A 15,492-nucleotide genomic window follows, 5' to 3' on the forward strand; every position below is an offset into this window, starting at 1 on the left:
GCCTGTTAGATGGACACCATGCTGCATCTGCGCCTGATCACCCCGCCGAACAAGACCGACGAGGTGGTGCGCCTGATCGAGAAGACGGTCGGGACGACTCACCTCGTCGTCATGGCGGGCGCCGCCCGCAACCCCGTCGGAGACGTCGTGTTGTGCGACGTCGCACGCGAGGCGGGCGACGAACTCATCGGCGTGCTACGGGCGTCGGGCCTCGACGAGACCGGCTCCATCGCGGTGGAGAACATCGACCTGTCGCTCTCCAAGCGCGCCGAGAAGGCCGAGGCGGAAGCACCCGGCGAGGGCGCGGACGCGGTCCTGTGGGAGCACCTGGCGGAGGCGACACACGAGGAGTCGACGCTCTCCATCACGTACATCGCCTTCATCACCCTCGCCACGATGATCGCGGCCTGCGGCGTCGTCCTCGACAACGCCATCCTGATCGTGGGCGCGATGGCGGTCGGCCCCGAGTTCGGCCCGCTGGCCGGCTTCAGCACGGCCATCGTCCAACGCCACCCGCGCCTCGCCCTGCGCTCGCTGACCGCCCTCCTCGTGGGCTTCGCGGTGGCGATGGCCGTGACGGTCGGCTTCAGCCTCTTGATGGACTCGCTCGGCTACTTCACCGAAGCCAAACTGGAGGCCGAACGCCCCAACACCGCCTTCGTCTACGCCCCCGACGCCTTCTCCTTCATCGTGGCGGTCCTGGCCGGCATCGCGGGCACCCTCTCCCTGACCTCGGCCAAGTCGGGCGCCCTGGTAGGCGTGGCCATCTCGGTCACGACGGTCCCGGCAGCGGCCAACGCGGCAGTGGCCCTGAGCTACGGCGACACGAAGCAGACGGTGGGCTCCACGGAGCAACTGCTCCTGAACCTCCTGGGCATCATCCTGGCCGGCACCCTGACCCTGCTCTTCCAGAAGTGGCTGTGGTCAAAGCCGCGTTGAGGGGGCTGCGCCCCTGAAGGGGCGCAGCCCGCACGCGGAACAACGAACTACCCGAGCGCGGACTTCACCGCATCAGCCAACCGCCCAGCCACAGACCGAGCCTGCTCGATATCCGCAGCCTCAACCATCACCCGAACCAACGGCTCGGTCCCGGACGGCCGCAACAACACCCGCCCCGTGGACCCCAGTTCCCGCTCGGCCTCAGCCACAGCCGCGGCCAACTCCGCCGACGTACCGACCCGCGACCGATCCACATCAGGCACATTGATGAGCAACTGAGGCAGCCGCTCCATCACACCGGCCAGTTCCTTGAGCGTACGCCCGGTCCGCGCGACCCGAGCCGCCAGCAGCAGGCCGGTCAACGTCCCGTCACCCGTGGTCGCGTGATCCAGCACGATCACATGCCCGGACTGCTCGCCGCCGAGCGCGTACCCGTGCTCCTTCATCTCCTCCAGCACATACCGGTCCCCGACCGCGGTCTGCACCAGCCGCAGCCCCTCCCGCTCCAGGGCCAGCTTGAAGCCGAGGTTGGACATGACGGTGGCGACAACTGTGTCCGAGCGAAGCACCCCACGCTCACGCATGTCGAGCGCGAGCACCGCGAGGATCTGGTCCCCGTCCACCTCGTTGCCCTCGTGGTCGACGGCGAGGCACCGGTCGGCGTCCCCGTCGTGCGCGATACCGAGGTGCGCCCCGTGCTCGACAACGGCGGCGCGCACCTTCGCGAGGTGCGTCGACCCGCACCCGTCATTGATGTTGAGCCCGTCCGGCTCGGCCCCGATGGTGACGATCTCGGCCCCGGCACGCCTGAACGCCTCCGGCGAGACCCCGGCGGCGGCACCGTGCGCCTCGTCGAGGACGACCTTGAGCCCGTCGAGCGGGTTGGGCAGGACGGACAGCAGATGCTCGACGTACTGCCCGAAGCCGTCGTCGTACGACCGAACCCGCCCGACGCCCGCGCCCGTGGGCCGGTCCCAGGGCGCGCCTGTCCGGTGCTCCTCGTACACGCCCTCGATCTTGTCCTCAAGCTCGTCCGCGAGCTTGTGGCCGCCGCGGGCGAAGAACTTGATCCCGTTGTCGGGCATGGCGTTGTGGCTGGCGGAGAGCATCACGCCGAGGTCGGCGCCCAGCTCGCCGGTGAGGAACGCCACCGCGGGGGTGGGCAGCACACCGACGCGCAGCACGTCGACGCCCGCGCTGGCGAGGCCGGCCACGACGGCGGCCTCCAGGAACTCCCCGGACGCTCGCGGATCCCGCCCGACCACCGCCACCGGCTTGTGGCCTTCGAACGTACCCGCCTCGGCGAGTACGTGCGCCGCCGCGACGGAGAGTCCGAGCGCGAGCTCGGCCGTCAGATCCGCGTTGGCGACACCGCGCACGCCGTCCGTGCCGAAGAGTCGTCCCACTGTGGTGTCCTCCGAATTGCTGAGAATGTGCGGCTCGTACCAGGTGGAGTGGTACCAGGTGGACTCGTACCCGGTAGTCCCGTACCGGGTATATCCCCTGAGACTGTCCTCCCGCTGTCGGGGTTGTACCGACAGTCGGCGCATAAGCCTGCGATAAACAATCAACCCTGCTAAGCAAACCGCCCCGGCGGCACAGGTATGTGCCACCGGGGCGATGCGCGCGGTACGGCGCAGCAGCGTGATTAACGCTTGCTGTACTGCGGGGCCTTGCGGGCCTTCTTCAGACCGGCCTTCTTGCGCTCGACCGCACGGTCGTCGCGCTTCAGGAAGCCGGCCTTCTTGAGCGGGCCGCGGTTGTTGTCGACGTCGGCCTCGTTCAGGGCGCGGGCGACACCGAGACGGAGCGCACCGGCCTGACCGGAGACACCGCCACCCGCGATGCGGGCGATGACGTCGTAGCGGCCCTCGAGCTCAAGAACCTTGAACGGCTCGTTGACCTCCTGCTGGTGCACCTTGTTCGGGAAGTAGTCCTCGAGCGTACGCCCGTTGATCTTCCACTTGCCGGAGCCCGGGACGATCCGGACGCGGGCGATGGCGTTCTTGCGACGACCCAGGCCGGCGGCCGGCTGGGGCTCGCCGAAGCGGGAAGCCATGGACTCGGAGGTGTACTCGCCCTCGACGGGGACGTCCGACTCCGTGGTGTAGCTGTCGATGTCAAGCTCTTCGAGCGGCTGCTCGGCAGTGGTCTCGGCCACGATTCTCCTCAGATTCTCTTCAGGCTTAGGGGGTGGCCGGACTTACTGCGCGACCTGGGTGATCTCGAACGGCACCGGCTGCTGGGCAGCGTGCGGGTGCTGGTCGCCCGAGTAGACCTTCAGCTTGGAGAGCATCTGACGGCCCAGGGAGTTCTTGGGGAGCATGCCCTTGACGGCCTTCTCGACGGCCTTCTCCGGGTTCTTCTCCAGCAGCTCGTCGTAACGGACGGAGCGCAGACCACCCGGGTAGCCGGAGTGGCGGTAGGCCATCTTCTGGGTCCGCTTGTTGCCGGACAGGTGCACCTTGTCCGCGTTGATGATGATGACGAAGTCACCGGTGTCGACGTGGGGGGCGTAGATCGGCTTGTGCTTGCCACGCAGCAGGGTGGCGGCAGTGGTGGCGAGACGGCCCAGGACAACGTCCTGGGCGTCGATGACGTGCCACTGACGCGTCACATCGCCGGGCTTGGGGCTGTACGTACGCACGGTTCGTAGCCTTCGCTTCTTCAGTGAGGTTCCTGACAAGGTCACCGAAGACGATCACGACAGCCCAGACCGCACCACGGTGACGCAAACCGCGTGCTGATCGCTGTGCATCGGCCCGGTGGACCGGTGTAAGGGCCGCCTCACGTGAGAATGAGCAAGCCAATACACATAACGAACCTGAAGAATAGCCGCGCAGCCCCGGACGGGTCAAAACGGCCCGCTGCCGCTGAGGCTGAGCCGCGTGGGGCGGCGGGGACGAGGCGATGCCCCGACCACCCACAGTTGTCACTTTTGCCCAGCAGCCCCGGATCACGCTAGGGGCTCAGTCCCCCCAGACACCGACCACCACCCCCCACTCCCCGTCTAAAATACGACCCATGAGCTTTGGGCAGGGGGGGTCCCAGTGGAGCCCCGGGGGTTCCCACAATCCGTGGGGCGACCAACAACAGTGGGGTTCCACCAACCAGACCCCGGACTGGGCGGCACTCGCCGAACAGTCCGAATCACGCAACAGACGCCGCAGACTCCTGATGATCATCGGCGGCGCCCTCGCCACGGTCGGCATAGGCGCCGCCGTGGCCGTCGCGGTGGTCAACGCGGACGGCGGCTCCGCCACGGCGAACGGCCCGAACAGCGACGTCCCCGCCACCGCGGACATCCCGAGCGCCAGCGCGAAGACGGACCCGTCGTTCGCCCCGACCTCGGCCCCGCCCCCGCTGAACCCGAAGGACTTCATCTCCAGCTCGGGCAAGGACAAGGCACCGATCAGCCCGGACATCCTCTTCCCGGGCTCCCAGCTGACGAAGGACGACGACGTCGTCTACCGCAAGGGCCCCACAGCCTCGACGACAGACTGCGCCTCGGCCGTCCAGGGCACCCTCGACAAGCTCCTGACCAGCAACGACTGCACCCGCTTCATGCGCGTGACGTACCACCGTGACAAGGTCGCGGTGACGATCGGCGTCGCCCTGTTCGACACCGAGGCCATGGCGACCAAGGTCAAGACGGGCTGGGACAAGAAGAGCACCATCGTCTCCCTCTCCGGCGACGGCGTCCCCACCTTCTGCCGTACGACGATCTGCCGTACAACCGTCAACTCCTACGGCCGCTACGCCTACTTCACCCTCGCCGGCTTCACCAGCGGCAAGGACGTGACGGAGAAGGACAGCTCCGTCTTCACCGCCGGCGACCACCTCGCCCAGTCCACCTTCGAACAGATCCGCCGCCGAGGCGAGGCCCAGGCGGCCGCCGCGGCCAACGAGCAGTAACCCGCATCAGGCCCGGGGCCAGGGCCTGTCGTTCGGATCATGCCTGGGCCGCGGGGCTTGGTGCGCACATCTGCGGCCATTGGGCCCTGCTTCCCGAAGTCGGCATGATCCGAACGACAGGCCCTAGCAGCAGCCGGCCCCGGGTGCCCCCGGCAGACTCCGCCGGTTCCGCGCCTCCTTGTTCCGCGCGGCCAGCAGCTCGTCCGCCGGGTAGCCGACCTCCTCCAGGGTCAGCCCGTGCGGCCGTACGACATGCACCGCGGAGTCCCGCACACCGGCGGCCAGCACCTTCCCGGGCCAATCGGCCCCCCGGTGCCCGTCCCCCACGAACAGCAGCGCGCCGATCAGCGACCGCACCATGTTGTGACAGAACGCGTCGGCCCGCACGGTCGCGGTGATGATCCCGTCCTCCCCCCGCACCAGGCTCAGCTCCTGAAGCGTACGAATGGTCGTGGCCCCCTCACGCCGCTTGCAGTAGGCCGCGAAGTCATGCTCGCCCAGCAGCCCTCGCGCGGCCTCGTTCATCGCGTCCACATCCAGCGGCCAGTCATGCCACAGCACGTGATTGCGCAGCAGCGGATCGACACCGCCCGGGTTGTCGGTGACGCGATACGCATACCGCCGCCAGACAGCCGAGAACCGCGCGTTGAACCCGCTCGGCGCCTCCCGCACCGCCCACACCCGCACATCCCTGGACAACCGCCCGGCGAGCCGTTTCAGCAGCTTCCCGTGATGCTCGCCCCAAACGCCCCGCGGCAGATCGACATGGGCCACCTGCCCCCGCGCATGCACCCCGGCATCGGTCCGCCCGGCCACGGTCAGCTCATACGTCTCCGTGGACCGCGTAACGGTCCGCAGGGCATCCTCGATCTCCCCCTGCACGGTCCGCCGCCCCCCGGCCTGCTTGGCCCACCCGGAGAACTCGGTCCCGTCGTAGGAAAGGTCAAGGCGCACCCGTACATACCCGGGCTGTACTTCGTCACTCACTCCTGAATCCTCTCAGGTACACAAAAGCGGGCCCGTTCCTATAAGGAACGGGCCCACTCAGACGCGCCCCGTCAGGGGCGCGGGGAACTGCGCGACCAGCCACAACCAACCCGCAGCCGAAAACGCAGCACCCCGCGGAGCACTACGCGTCCTTGGACTCCTCGGCCGCAGCCTCGTCCGCCTTGGTGGTGTCGACCTTGGTCTCAGCGACCTCGGCGTCCTTCGCGGCACGCTTCGTCGCAGCCTCGGCCTCACCGGTCGCCTGCTGCGCGACCGTCAGCGCCTCGACCAGCTCGATGACAGCCATGGGCGCGTTGTCGCCACGGCGGTTGCCGACCTTGGTGATACGGGTGTAGCCACCCGGACGGTTCTCGTACCGCGGGCCGATCTCGGTGAAGAGCGTGTGCACGACGCTCTTGTCCGTGATGACCTGGAGCACCTGACGGCGGTTGTGAAGGTCACCCTTCTTCGCCTTGGTGATCAGACGCTCGGCGTACGGCCGCAGACGGCGGGCCTTCGCCTCGGTGGTGGTGATACGGCCGTGCTCGAAGAGGCTCTTCGCGAGGTTCGCGAGCAGCAGCTTCTCGTGCGCGGCACTGCCGCCCAGACGGGCACCCTTGGTGGGCTTCGGCATGGTGATTCTCCTAGGTGTCTGCCCCGGCCGTATCAGGTACCGGGGTCAGTATCCGAGCAGGCGGTCGCCTGTCGGAGACCCCGCGCCTCATAGGGGCGCGGGGAGGTGTCGATATGCGGCTACCGCCGCGTGGGCGCGACCAGCCACAGCGAGCCCGCGGCCGAAAATCCGGCCTCCTCGCGGAGCGCCTAGTACTGCTCGGTCTCGACGAACCCGGCGTCCGCGTCGTCATCGGCACCAAAGGCGTCGGCGGCGGCGGTCGGGTCGAATCCGGGCGGGCTGTCCTTGAGCGCCAGACCCATGCCGGCCAGCTTCGCCTTGACCTCGTCGATGGACTTCGCACCGAAGTTACGGATGTCGAGCAGGTCGGCCTCGGAACGAGCCACGAGCTCACCCACGGAGTGGATGCCCTCACGCTTGAGGCAGTTGTACGACCGAACGGTGAGCTCCAGCTCCTCGATCGGCAGCGCCAGATCGGCGGCGAGCGCGGCGTCCGTCGGGGACGGACCCATGTCGATGCCTTCGGCATCGATGTTCAGCTCGCGGGCGAGACCGAACAGCTCGACCAGCGTCTTACCGGCCGACGCCATGGCGTCACGCGGACGCATCGCCTGCTTGGTCTCGACGTCGACGATCAGCTTGTCGAAGTCGGTGCGCTGCTCGACACGCACGGACAAGAACCTCATCGACCCGCCGTCCACCACCCCCACGCTCACCCTGGACCTGGCCCGTACGTCGGTTCGCGTCCCGCATCTCGGCAGCGCCGCCGCGTTCGCCCACGCCACCTCGGGCGGCACCTCCGCCACACCCGAGACCACAGTCCTGGACGGCGTGCGCGCACCGCACACCGCCCAGCGCGCCCCCGGCAACTGACCGGCTCGGGCGACGGCACCCACCTGGTGTCATGCGCCGGAAGGTCGGTTGCCACCATGGCCAGGGCGCCGGTGACCGTCCCGCCCAACCACCAGGGCAGTCGGACACCCGCGCCGCGCATGAGTGAGATGGTCGTGCCGATGCCGCAGCCGACGGCTGTGCCCGAAAGCGCCCCCAGCCCCGACAACCGGTTGTCCCGGGTCTCACCGGCACCGGGGACCGGATGCCCGGTGCCGCGAGCGATCTTGTCCACAGTCCGGGCCGGGGTGGTCGGCGTAGGTCACGGCGTTGAGACCGTCGTCCCGGCGGCACCAGCGGCGCCCCCCGGATCTCCCGCACCTCGTGCCCTCGCCGTACCGCCTCAGCTGCCAGTCCCTGCAGCAAGGCGGCATCCCCAGCCGGATGCAGGTGCGCCAATCGCGAAGGCACCGGGACCACAGCCCCACCCACCTTCGACCGCTGACTCCGCGCGTTGGGATGCGGGCCCTCCGCAAGGAACAGCTCCAACCCGGGCCCGCCGTACTGAACCTGCTCGATGCGCTTGCCTTCCGGTTCGAGGCCGTGCCGCTTCGCGTAATTGACGACGCGCCGCCACTCCGCCACCTTGTCGTCATCGGGATCAGCGAACCGGACACCACCCTCGGCAACAAGCCGCTGGATCAGCTCCTGTGCCTTCGCCCGCCGGGTGAGCAGGGCAGGTCACGGCGCCGCCTGGTTTCTTCCGGGACATCTGAACGACGGGTGCCGCCGCGCCCGTCCTGGGCGGGGGAGGGACTCTTGAGGGAGCAGCCGCGTTCCTGCGTCGGCTCACCCGGTGAGGCGTGCCGCAGACAACCGTACGCAGCGCGATACTTCCCTCATGAGCTCTTCCCCTGCCTCGCCGATGCCGGGACGCGGGGGCACGCACTTTCGCGTGCTCTTCGTCTGCACGGGAAATCTGCACCGCTCCCCACTGGCCGAGCGCCTGCTGACGGCCCGACTCGCCGCGTCTCCAGGAACGTCGGGAAGTTTCCGGGTGAGCAGCGCCGGCACCGCGGCCATGGCGGGAACGCCCATGGACCCGGCGGCGGCGACTCTCCTCGTCGAGATGGGCGGGGATCCCCGCGGTGCGCTCGCTCGCCGGCTGACCGCAGCCCTGGTGGAGGACGCCGACCTCGTGCTGGGTGCTGCCGCGGAACACCGGGAGGCGGCCGTGCGACTGTCTCCGCTGTGGGCCTTGCGGCGGGCCTTCACCTTGCGTGAGTTCGGCCGGTTGCTGAGGCCGGAGGACGCCGTGGGCGCGAGGGAACCTGCCGAACGAGCCGCGGCGCTGGTCAGTGGCGCCGCAGCACGACGCGGGACTGACGGCAACCTGGCGGACGACGATGACGTGGCTGATCCGTACGGTGCCCCCATCCGGGTGGCACGGGAGGCCGCGGCACGGATCGCCGAACCGGTGGAGCGGATCGCCGCGGCGGTACTGGGCCCGCTTCCTGCCACGGGGACCCCTCACGCGGACGAACGGTAAGTGAGCACCGGGACGAACGGTCAGTCGCCACACGACGGGTACGGCCGTACCGTCGCCAGCAAGGGCCGCACCATGGGCTGGCGCAGCAGCGACGGCGGACGGTCCGAGGCGCTCTCCAGCAGGCGCAACTCCAGGGTGCGCGTGGCGCCCGCGGGCAGCTCGAGGTCAAGGGTGTAGACCGGGTGACCGCGCTCGGCAGCTTGGTTCACCAGGACCGGTCGCCCGTCCAGAGCCGCCTCGGCCAGCTTCGCCCCCTTGCTCGCGTAGTACGAAACCAGCAGACGGTTGTCGCCGGGCCGGGTCCGGTAAGAGGGGGCGTCCGCGCGCTGGGTGACATACGTGGGGAGTCCCGAGGCCGGTGCTCTGTTGGTGAGGTCCACGGTCACGGTGACCTCACGGCCGGCCGCGACGCACCGGCCCGGCGCCCACTCCAGACGCCGGTCCAGGTAGTAGTCCAGTTTGCTGCCCGCCGCGTTGTTGACCACCAGTCCGGCGAACGGCTCGGCGGTGTCGGGCAGGGCACCGCCGAACGGGCGTCGTCGGAGTTCACGCTGCTCGGACGGGTGAGCACTCCACACCTTGACCCGTCCCTCCCTCAGCTGCCCGCTCAGGGCGGCGAGCAACGCGGGCCGTCGCCCTGGATCGTTCGCAACCCCCAGCAGCCGCCCCGCGACGGCGCGAGCCACGTCGAGGAAGAACGCCTTGCGCTTTCGTGTGTCCGGGTAGGCCGCGTAGCTGCTGCGCTCGGTGAGATCCACGACATTGGCAGCGGTGACTGCGGTGCCGTCCGGCAGTCGGACGGAGCCGGATGCGGCGAGCAGCCCTGACAGAGCACTGGGATCGAGGGCGAAGGCGCCATCCACCTTCTGGCCCCTGTGCTCCCGCCATGCGGCTGTCCAGATACGGGCCGCGTACGGGAAGTGCGGACTGAGGTTGGAGTTGACCCAAGTAGTGGTGGGGGCGTTGTGCCCGTGCAACGCGGTGTACTCGGCGCCCAGGTCGACCGGCGCGACGGCGTCCGTCATCTCGGTGTCGTTCCCGAAGTACTCGAACGCCAGTTGGCCCCGGTCCGCGGTCAGAACCGCGAACGCGCCGGGCAGCCCGCCCGTGCCGCGCGCCTCGGCCGTGTTCTCGAACACCACCACATACCGCCGTGGACCCCGTTCTCCCAGCATGGACGGCATTACACGGGCCGCCGCGGCGGCGTCGACCGTGGCGGGGACGATCCGGTCGAGTTGCTCGGCGAGCTGGGCCCGGGCCCGGTCGACGGCGGGCAGCCAGGTTCTGCGGGGCAACTCGTCGACCTCGGTACGCACGTCGGAGGCGCTGCGCGAGGCCTGGTCGAGGGCCGGAGCGGCACGGCGAAGCGCGGAGAGGTTCAGGTGACCACCGTCTTTCGCCGTGTCCGCGGTGAGTTCGGTGGCGGTGTCCGCCAGAGGAGAGAGCACGTCACGGGTCAACCGCTCGGCAGCCTCCGCGGCACCGCGCACGGTACGGACGGGTCCGCCCAGGACGGGCACGTGCGCGGCGGAGAACCAGGCCGGACCGGTGGTGAGCCGGTGTGCTCGCGCGGCGTGTGCGGCGGCGGCGCGCACGGCGGCATCGGGTGTCTGCTTCACCGGCACGGCATTTCCCGCGGGCACGTCCGCGGGAGGACCTGCGGCAATCTGCTGTCGCAGCGAGCTCAGCGCCCGTTGTGAGGCCAGCAGTTCGTCGCGAACGAGCAGGCCGGTGACGACGACCCAACCGGCGCCGGCCAGAGGCAGGCCCGCGAGGGCGCCCACGAGCAGCCTGGCACGACGACGACGGAGCCATCGGACCAGGCTGTGGGTATTGCGTGACTCGGAGTTTTTCCTGAGGCGCGGCATTCGCATGTTGTCGGCCGGCTCAGCCCTGTTCCATGCGAGCGTGACGGCGCCGTACGACCGTGACCGTCTTGACAGCGACTGCGGCCAGCCCGGCAGCCCCGCCTACCAGGGCCCAGTTCAGGACCGAGTCGGTCGCTGTGGGCACCGTGCTGCCGCTCACGTCACTCGTCACGTCGTAGCCGGCCAAGCCAAGGTCTTCCTGCTGACTCGTTCCCACGGAGCCGGGCTGCTCCTCGACGGCACTGGTTCTCAGGGCGAGGGTCTTCCCGTTTCCGGCGACCTTGACGGTGCCGGGCTGACCTGCGACGCCACCTGCCAGTGGGAGGCTCGCCCCGTCCGCGTTGCGCCCCCCTCCCCCGTGGCCATGCCCATGCCCGTTCCCATGCCCGTCCCCGTGGCCATGCCCATGCCCGTCCCCGTGTCCGTTCCCATGCCCGTTCTTTGCCGTCACCAGGAGGGGTGCGGAGACGCTTCCCGACTCCTCGCCGGTGAGCGTGAACAGGTAAGGACCGGGAGGGGTGTCCTTGGGCACCTGGAAGCACCCGAACACGGTGCCGCGGGTGTTGGCCTGGTAGGTCGCGTCCTGGTCCTCGCACTCGTCCCCGCCGCCTCCACCGCCCCCGCTGCGGGGCGGTCCGCTGAGGGTGGCCGGGGACTGCGGGTCGAGCGATGCGGTGACGACTTCTTCGGGCTCGAACCCCTCTGCGACGAAGTAGATCGCCCCACCCGCGGGCACCGAGGCAGTACTCAACTCCGGTGGGTAGGGCTGGTAAACGTTCGTTGGCGCGTCGGCATACGCGAACTGCGCGTTCGCCAGCGGTACGGCGGCAACGAAGGTAGCGGCTGTGGCAGCCAAGGCGGCCCGCCACGGCGAAGACTTGATCATCTCGTACCAATCTCCCAGCTGATCTCGTGTCCGGATGGCAGCGCCGCCAAAAAGTTACTGATATATCCTCATATCCCTATATTCCTACCTAAGCTAACGCAAAGCGCCTCAGGAGCCTCCTAATGGCCCACTCAGTAGGCGCCGTCGCCGCGCAGTACGGCAGGCAGTGTCCTCGCGAGAATGGCCAGGTCCTTCCGGACCGACCAGGTGTCGACATATTCCAGGTCCAGGCGCAGGGCGTCCTCCCAGGTGAGGTCGGACCGGCCACCGATCTGCCACAGGCCGGTGAGCCCCGGCCGGACCAGCAGGCGACGCCCGGCATCCCCGGTGCACACCGAGTCCTCGACCGGCAACGGCCGAGGGCCGACCAACGACATGTGCCCCATCAGCACGTTGACCAGTTGCGGCAACTCGTCCAGGGAGTACCGGCGCAGCCAACGCCCGACGGGGGTGACACGGGGGTCCTCACGAATCTTGAACAGCTGTCCGTCGGCTTCGTTGCGGACGGCCAGCGCCGCTCGCAACCTCTCGGAGCCGACCTGCATGGTGCGTAGCTTGAGGACCTGGAACTCCATGCCGCGCCAACCAGTGCGGCGCTGACGGAACAGGGCGGGCCCCGGAGTGTCGACCTTCACGGCGACGACAGCCGCGAGGAGCACCGGCGCCACCAGCAGGAGCAGCACTACGGCCCCCACCACGTCGATGGTCCGTTTGGCCGTCCGCCCCACCCATCGCCGCCGACGACACGGCTCCGGCTGGCGGGGAGCCGTATGTGCTGCAGATACCGACACTTCCATGCCCCTTCTCCTAGTGCGACAAACGGGTGAAAGGTGCTCAATCGCGAGGTATTTCTCTGCACCTGACGTCTCATTTGATCCAAAAACGACCAATGTATAAAAACACGACATCCACCTGAGTTTCGGAAATGACACCGCGACTTGCCCCGTCCACCAGCCTGGGCGGGGCCTGCCGAGAGGACCTGCATGCGTGCGGTAGTGACGGGTGGGGCTGGGTTCATCGGTTCCCACCTGTGCGAGCGGCTGCTCCACGCGGGCCATGACGTGGTCTGCGTGGACAGCTTTCTGACATCCAGCGTTGACAACATCGAACACCTCATGGGCGAGCGACACTTCCAGTTCAGCCACTGGGACATCACCCAGGGCCTGGACGTGGCAGGGCCGGTGGACGCCGTCCTCCACCTGGCCTCACCCGCCTCACCCGCGGACTACCTGAAACTGCCCCTGGAAACGCTCCGTGTGGGCTCGGCCGGAACCTGGCACGCCCTGGACCTGGCCGCCGCGAAGCACGCCCGCTTCCTGCTGACCTCCACCTCCGAGTCGTACGGCGACCCCCTGATCCACCCTCAACCAGAGAGCTACTGGGGCCATGTCAACCCCGTCGGTCCGCGCTCGGTGTACGACGAAGCGAAACGCTTCGGCGAGGCACTGACCATGGCGTACCGCAGGAGCCGCGGTGTCGACGCCAAGATCGTGCGCATCTTCAACACCTTCGGCCCGCGGATGCGCCCGGACGACGGGCGGGCCATCCCCACCTTCATTCGCCAGGCGCTGTGCGGAGAGCCGATCACCGTCACCGGAGACGGCAGTCAGACCCGGTCCCTGTGCTACGTCGACGATGTGGTCGACGGGTTGATGCGGATGCTCGCCAGCAGCCATGGCGGACCGGTCAACCTGGGCAACCCACACGAGGTCTCCATGCTCGAGTTGGCCCAGTGGATCAGCAAACTCACCGTTTCTTCCTCGGAGATCACGCTGATCCCCCGACCTGAGGACGATCCGGAAAAGCGGCGCCCGGACATCACGATGGCCCACGACCTCCTGGGATGGGAGCCCACGACTCCGGTGGAGCGCGGCCTGTGCGACACCATCACCGACTTCCGACGCCGCCTGGCTTTCACCGAGTTCGCCAGGCACGACAACGCGCCCGCCACGTTCCCGCTGAGCACTGAAGCCGCTTCCTCATGACCGCCGCTCCACCAAGCTCACGGACGACAGGGCTGACGTCGACCACGCCCGTGGTCGAGTGCCTGGGGGTGCCCATCACCGCGCACACCCGCGAGAGCGCGGCCCGTCACATCGTGCACCTCGCCCATCGGATCCGCGCGGCACGCCATGGGGACACCGGCGGCCCCGACGCCCTCGGCACCCCGCTCGGCAGTGACGTCCACCTGTCCAACGCGTACACGCTCGCCCTCGCGGACCGGGACCCCGAGCTGCACGGCATTCTGCGCTCGGCCTCTCTCAACCTCCCCGACGGACAGCCGGTCGTATGGGCCAACCAACTGCTCCACCGGGGTGCCACCCTGCCGAGCACACGCGTCTACGGCCCCGACCTCGTGCTGGACGTCTTCGCCCTGAGCCAGCACACCGAACTGAGGCACTACCTCCTCGGCTCCACGCCCCAGGTACTGGACGCGCTGCACCGGGAACTACGACGGCGTTTTCCGGGGGCGCGGATCGTCGGCACCTGTTCACCGCCCTTCCGGCCGTTGACCGCCCAGGAACTCCGGCAACAGGTGGAGGACATCCGTTCCGTCGCAGCGGACATCGTCTGGGTCGGACTCGGTACCCCCAAGCAGGATCGCTGGGCCGCCGACCTGCGTGCCGCACTTCCCGTGGTGGCCGTGGCCGTGGGCGCCGCCTTCGACTTCATCGCCGGCACCAAGCGGCAGGCACCGCCCTGGATACAGCACAACGGGCTGGAATGGCTGTTCCGGCTGGGCAGCGAGCCGCGACGTCTGTGGCGCCGCTATTTGTTCGGCAACGCACGCTTCGTCAACGGTGTCGTACGGCAGGCGGTTCAAGACGCCCCGAGAGGCCCGGCCCTCCATGGGCGTCAGGCAAGGCGAAGTTCGATTTGACGCATTCGACGTTCTGCACGCCAGAGATGGGACCGGGATCCACGTGCGCCATGAACTGATCATCTGCACGAGAAACAGAGCGAATGAACTGGAGACATGTCTGGAATCCCTTGCTTCCCAGACAGTCCTCCCTCAACGCGTGCTTGTGGTCGACAGCAGCGATGCCGATACGTCACAGAAGGTGACCGAGAGGTTCGCGGAGCAAACGCCTGGACTCGAAGTGAAGTTCGTGCGAGCGGCACCACGAAAGACCATCCAGCTCAACGTGGCGCTTGACCTTCTCGACCCTTCGACCGAGATCGTTCACTTCACCGACGATGATGTGATCCTGGATCCGCACTATCTGCGCGACATGCTGGCTGCCTTCCAAAGCCATCCAGAATACGGCGGAGTGGGCGGGCGAGTCGCAAACCCCCCGAAGCAACGAGCCAAGGGACTCGTGAAGTTGTATCGCCGAGCCTTCCTGCTCGACAGCAAGAGACAGGGTGCCCTTCTCCGGTCCGGAATGAACGTGCTCTGTCGCACCGGCCATCAGCCGCGGCGAGTCGACTGGCTCTCCGGATGCTCGATGTCCTACCGCGCCGGCGCCATTGCCGGATTGCGCTTCGACGAGACCCGAGCCGGCAACGGAATGGGCGAGGATGTGGACTTCTCGGCTCGCGTGGCGGAACGCGCCCCTCTCATGTGGACTCCTCAAGCCGTCATCGACCACCGAGAGTCCCCCGTCAACCGTGAGGACGATCTGGTAGCCAGACGTCGCGCGATCCGTTCCTGGTGGAGACTCGCCGTCCTCAACATCGGCTCGGTGAACCGATTCGCAGTGCTTTACGCAGTTGCCGGCGACACACTGATGTTGTTGATCATGGCGGGAGTCTTCCGGTCCCGACGCTATATGCGCCAGGCGATCGCGAACGGCGCCGGCCTTGTCGACATCGTCAGGGGCACACCGGTGTGAGAATCCTCAAGGGCCGTCCCGACGACGCGTCGGAAGCTCGGTGTGCG

Annotated in this window: 14 protein-coding genes and 3 pseudogenes; 7 read left to right on the forward strand and 10 right to left on the reverse strand. The window is 68.4% G+C overall.

Features of this window, described 5'->3' with window-relative positions; genetic code table 11:
* Positions 1-18: 18 nt before the first annotated feature.
* Entirely contained in the window at positions 19-939 is a 921-nt protein-coding gene (locus CES90_RS07840; RefSeq protein ID WP_189782222.1) for a DUF389 domain-containing protein, read from the forward strand.
* A 47-nt stretch (positions 940-986) separates the two neighbouring features.
* On the opposite strand, the gene glmM is transcribed toward CES90_RS07840, so the two are convergent.
* The 3 genes from glmM to rplM all read right to left on the reverse strand — a co-directional run bounded on the left by glmM (position 987) and on the right by rplM (position 3,586).
* Positions 987-2,345 (reverse strand): phosphoglucosamine mutase, encoded by a 1,359-nt coding sequence (gene glmM, locus CES90_RS07845; RefSeq protein WP_189782221.1) that lies wholly within the window; start codon positions 2,343-2,345, stop codon positions 987-989.
* Positions 2,346-2,587: 242 nt separating this feature from the next.
* A complete protein-coding gene (rpsI, locus tag CES90_RS07850) occupies positions 2,588-3,100 on the reverse strand; it encodes a 30S ribosomal protein S9 (protein WP_189782220.1) in 513 nt (170 codons plus the stop codon).
* Between the two features lie 42 nt (positions 3,101-3,142).
* Positions 3,143-3,586 (reverse strand): 50S ribosomal protein L13, encoded by a 444-nt coding sequence (gene rplM / locus CES90_RS07855; protein ID WP_099969698.1) that lies wholly within the window; start codon positions 3,584-3,586, stop codon positions 3,143-3,145.
* A gap of 377 nt (positions 3,587-3,963) precedes the next feature.
* Between rplM and CES90_RS07860 the strand changes: the two genes are divergently transcribed.
* Positions 3,964-4,854: a hypothetical protein gene (locus CES90_RS07860; RefSeq protein ID WP_189782219.1), complete on the forward strand. Its 891-nt coding sequence runs from the start codon at positions 3,964-3,966 to the stop codon at positions 4,852-4,854.
* 123 nt (positions 4,855-4,977) lie between these two features.
* Here the strand turns inward: CES90_RS07860 and truA are convergent, their stop codons facing one another.
* The 3 genes and pseudogenes from truA to CES90_RS07875 all read right to left on the reverse strand — a co-directional run.
* Positions 4,978-5,841 carry a tRNA pseudouridine(38-40) synthase TruA gene (gene truA / locus CES90_RS07865; protein WP_189782218.1) on the reverse strand — a complete coding sequence of 288 codons (864 nt, stop codon included), beginning with the start codon at positions 5,839-5,841 and terminating at the stop codon, positions 4,978-4,980.
* 142 nt (positions 5,842-5,983) lie between these two features.
* On the reverse strand, positions 5,984-6,475 hold the full coding sequence (gene rplQ / locus CES90_RS07870) for a 50S ribosomal protein L17 (RefSeq protein ID WP_189782217.1): 492 nt from the start codon (positions 6,473-6,475) through the stop codon (positions 5,984-5,986).
* 188 nt (positions 6,476-6,663) lie between these two features.
* Positions 6,664-7,149, reverse strand: a pseudogene (locus CES90_RS07875) (DNA-directed RNA polymerase subunit alpha C-terminal domain-containing protein); the annotation flags it as partial.
* On the opposite strand from CES90_RS07875, the pseudogene CES90_RS07880 reads away from it, so the two are divergent.
* Positions 7,145-7,348: pseudogene (locus tag CES90_RS07880) on the forward strand (Xaa-Pro dipeptidyl-peptidase); the annotation flags it as partial. The pseudogenes CES90_RS07875 and CES90_RS07880 sit on opposite strands and share 5 nt — an antisense overlap.
* A gap of 37 nt (positions 7,349-7,385) precedes the next feature.
* Here the strand turns inward: CES90_RS07880 and CES90_RS51910 are convergent.
* Positions 7,386-7,673, reverse strand: a pseudogene (locus tag CES90_RS51910) (hypothetical protein); the annotation flags it as partial.
* A 534-nt stretch (positions 7,674-8,207) separates the two neighbouring features.
* Here CES90_RS51910 and CES90_RS07885 point away from each other — a divergent pair.
* Complete coding sequence (locus CES90_RS07885) at positions 8,208-8,855, forward strand: arsenate reductase/protein-tyrosine-phosphatase family protein (RefSeq protein ID WP_229913538.1); 648 nt, start codon at positions 8,208-8,210, stop codon at positions 8,853-8,855.
* A 20-nt stretch (positions 8,856-8,875) separates the two neighbouring features.
* Here the strand turns inward: CES90_RS07885 and CES90_RS07890 are convergent, their stop codons facing one another.
* The 3 genes from CES90_RS07890 to CES90_RS49385 form a co-directional block, all read right to left on the reverse strand.
* Positions 8,876-10,639, reverse strand: a complete 1,764-nt coding sequence (locus CES90_RS07890) for a DUF4012 domain-containing protein (protein ID WP_229913539.1) — start codon at positions 10,637-10,639, stop codon at positions 8,876-8,878.
* Positions 10,640-10,742: 103 nt separating this feature from the next.
* Positions 10,743-11,474, reverse strand: a complete 732-nt coding sequence (locus CES90_RS07895; protein ID WP_189780528.1) for a hypothetical protein — start codon at positions 11,472-11,474, stop codon at positions 10,743-10,745.
* A gap of 266 nt (positions 11,475-11,740) precedes the next feature.
* A complete protein-coding gene (locus tag CES90_RS49385; RefSeq protein WP_268256999.1) occupies positions 11,741-12,406 on the reverse strand; it encodes a sugar transferase in 666 nt (221 codons plus the stop codon).
* 186 nt (positions 12,407-12,592) lie between these two features.
* Here CES90_RS49385 and CES90_RS07905 point away from each other — a divergent pair, with 186 nt between their 5' ends.
* From CES90_RS07905 to CES90_RS07915, 3 genes are read left to right on the forward strand one after another with little or no spacing between them, the layout of a single operon-like run.
* Positions 12,593-13,594, forward strand: coding sequence for a UDP-glucuronic acid decarboxylase family protein (locus CES90_RS07905; RefSeq protein ID WP_189780530.1), 1,002 nt, complete (start codon positions 12,593-12,595; stop codon positions 13,592-13,594).
* Positions 13,591-14,490, forward strand: a complete 900-nt coding sequence (locus tag CES90_RS07910; RefSeq protein ID WP_189780531.1) for a WecB/TagA/CpsF family glycosyltransferase — start codon at positions 13,591-13,593, stop codon at positions 14,488-14,490. Before CES90_RS07905 ends, CES90_RS07910 begins: the two co-directional genes overlap by 4 nt.
* Positions 14,459-15,445, forward strand: a complete 987-nt coding sequence (locus CES90_RS07915; protein ID WP_229913541.1) for a glycosyltransferase family A protein — start codon at positions 14,459-14,461, stop codon at positions 15,443-15,445. Before CES90_RS07910 ends, CES90_RS07915 begins: the two co-directional genes overlap by 32 nt.
* Positions 15,446-15,492 lie beyond the last annotated feature (47 nt).

The sequence above is a fragment of the Streptomyces capitiformicae genome (assembly GCF_002214185.1).
GTDB classification, from domain to species: Bacteria; Actinomycetota; Actinomycetes; order Streptomycetales; family Streptomycetaceae; genus Streptomyces; species Streptomyces capitiformicae.

Excerpts from the sequence above, each read along its gene's own strand:
- CES90_RS07905 (WP_189780530.1), top strand. The coding sequence starts at position 12,593 with ATGCGTGCGGTAGTGACGGGTGGGGCTGGGTTCATCGGTTCCCACCTG.
- CES90_RS49385 (WP_268256999.1), bottom strand. The coding sequence starts at position 12,406 with ATGGAAGTGTCGGTATCTGCAGCACATACGGCTCCCCGCCAGCCGGAG.
- CES90_RS07885 (WP_229913538.1), top strand. The coding sequence starts at position 8,208 with ATGAGCTCTTCCCCTGCCTCGCCGATGCCGGGACGCGGGGGCACGCAC.
- CES90_RS07915 (WP_229913541.1), top strand. The coding sequence starts at position 14,459 with ATGGGCGTCAGGCAAGGCGAAGTTCGATTTGACGCATTCGACGTTCTG.
- CES90_RS07910 (WP_189780531.1), top strand. The coding sequence starts at position 13,591 with ATGACCGCCGCTCCACCAAGCTCACGGACGACAGGGCTGACGTCGACC.
- CES90_RS07840 (WP_189782222.1), top strand. The coding sequence starts at position 19 with ATGCTGCATCTGCGCCTGATCACCCCGCCGAACAAGACCGACGAGGTG.
- rplQ (WP_189782217.1), bottom strand. The coding sequence starts at position 6,475 with ATGCCGAAGCCCACCAAGGGTGCCCGTCTGGGCGGCAGTGCCGCGCAC.
- CES90_RS07860 (WP_189782219.1), top strand. The coding sequence starts at position 3,964 with ATGAGCTTTGGGCAGGGGGGGTCCCAGTGGAGCCCCGGGGGTTCCCAC.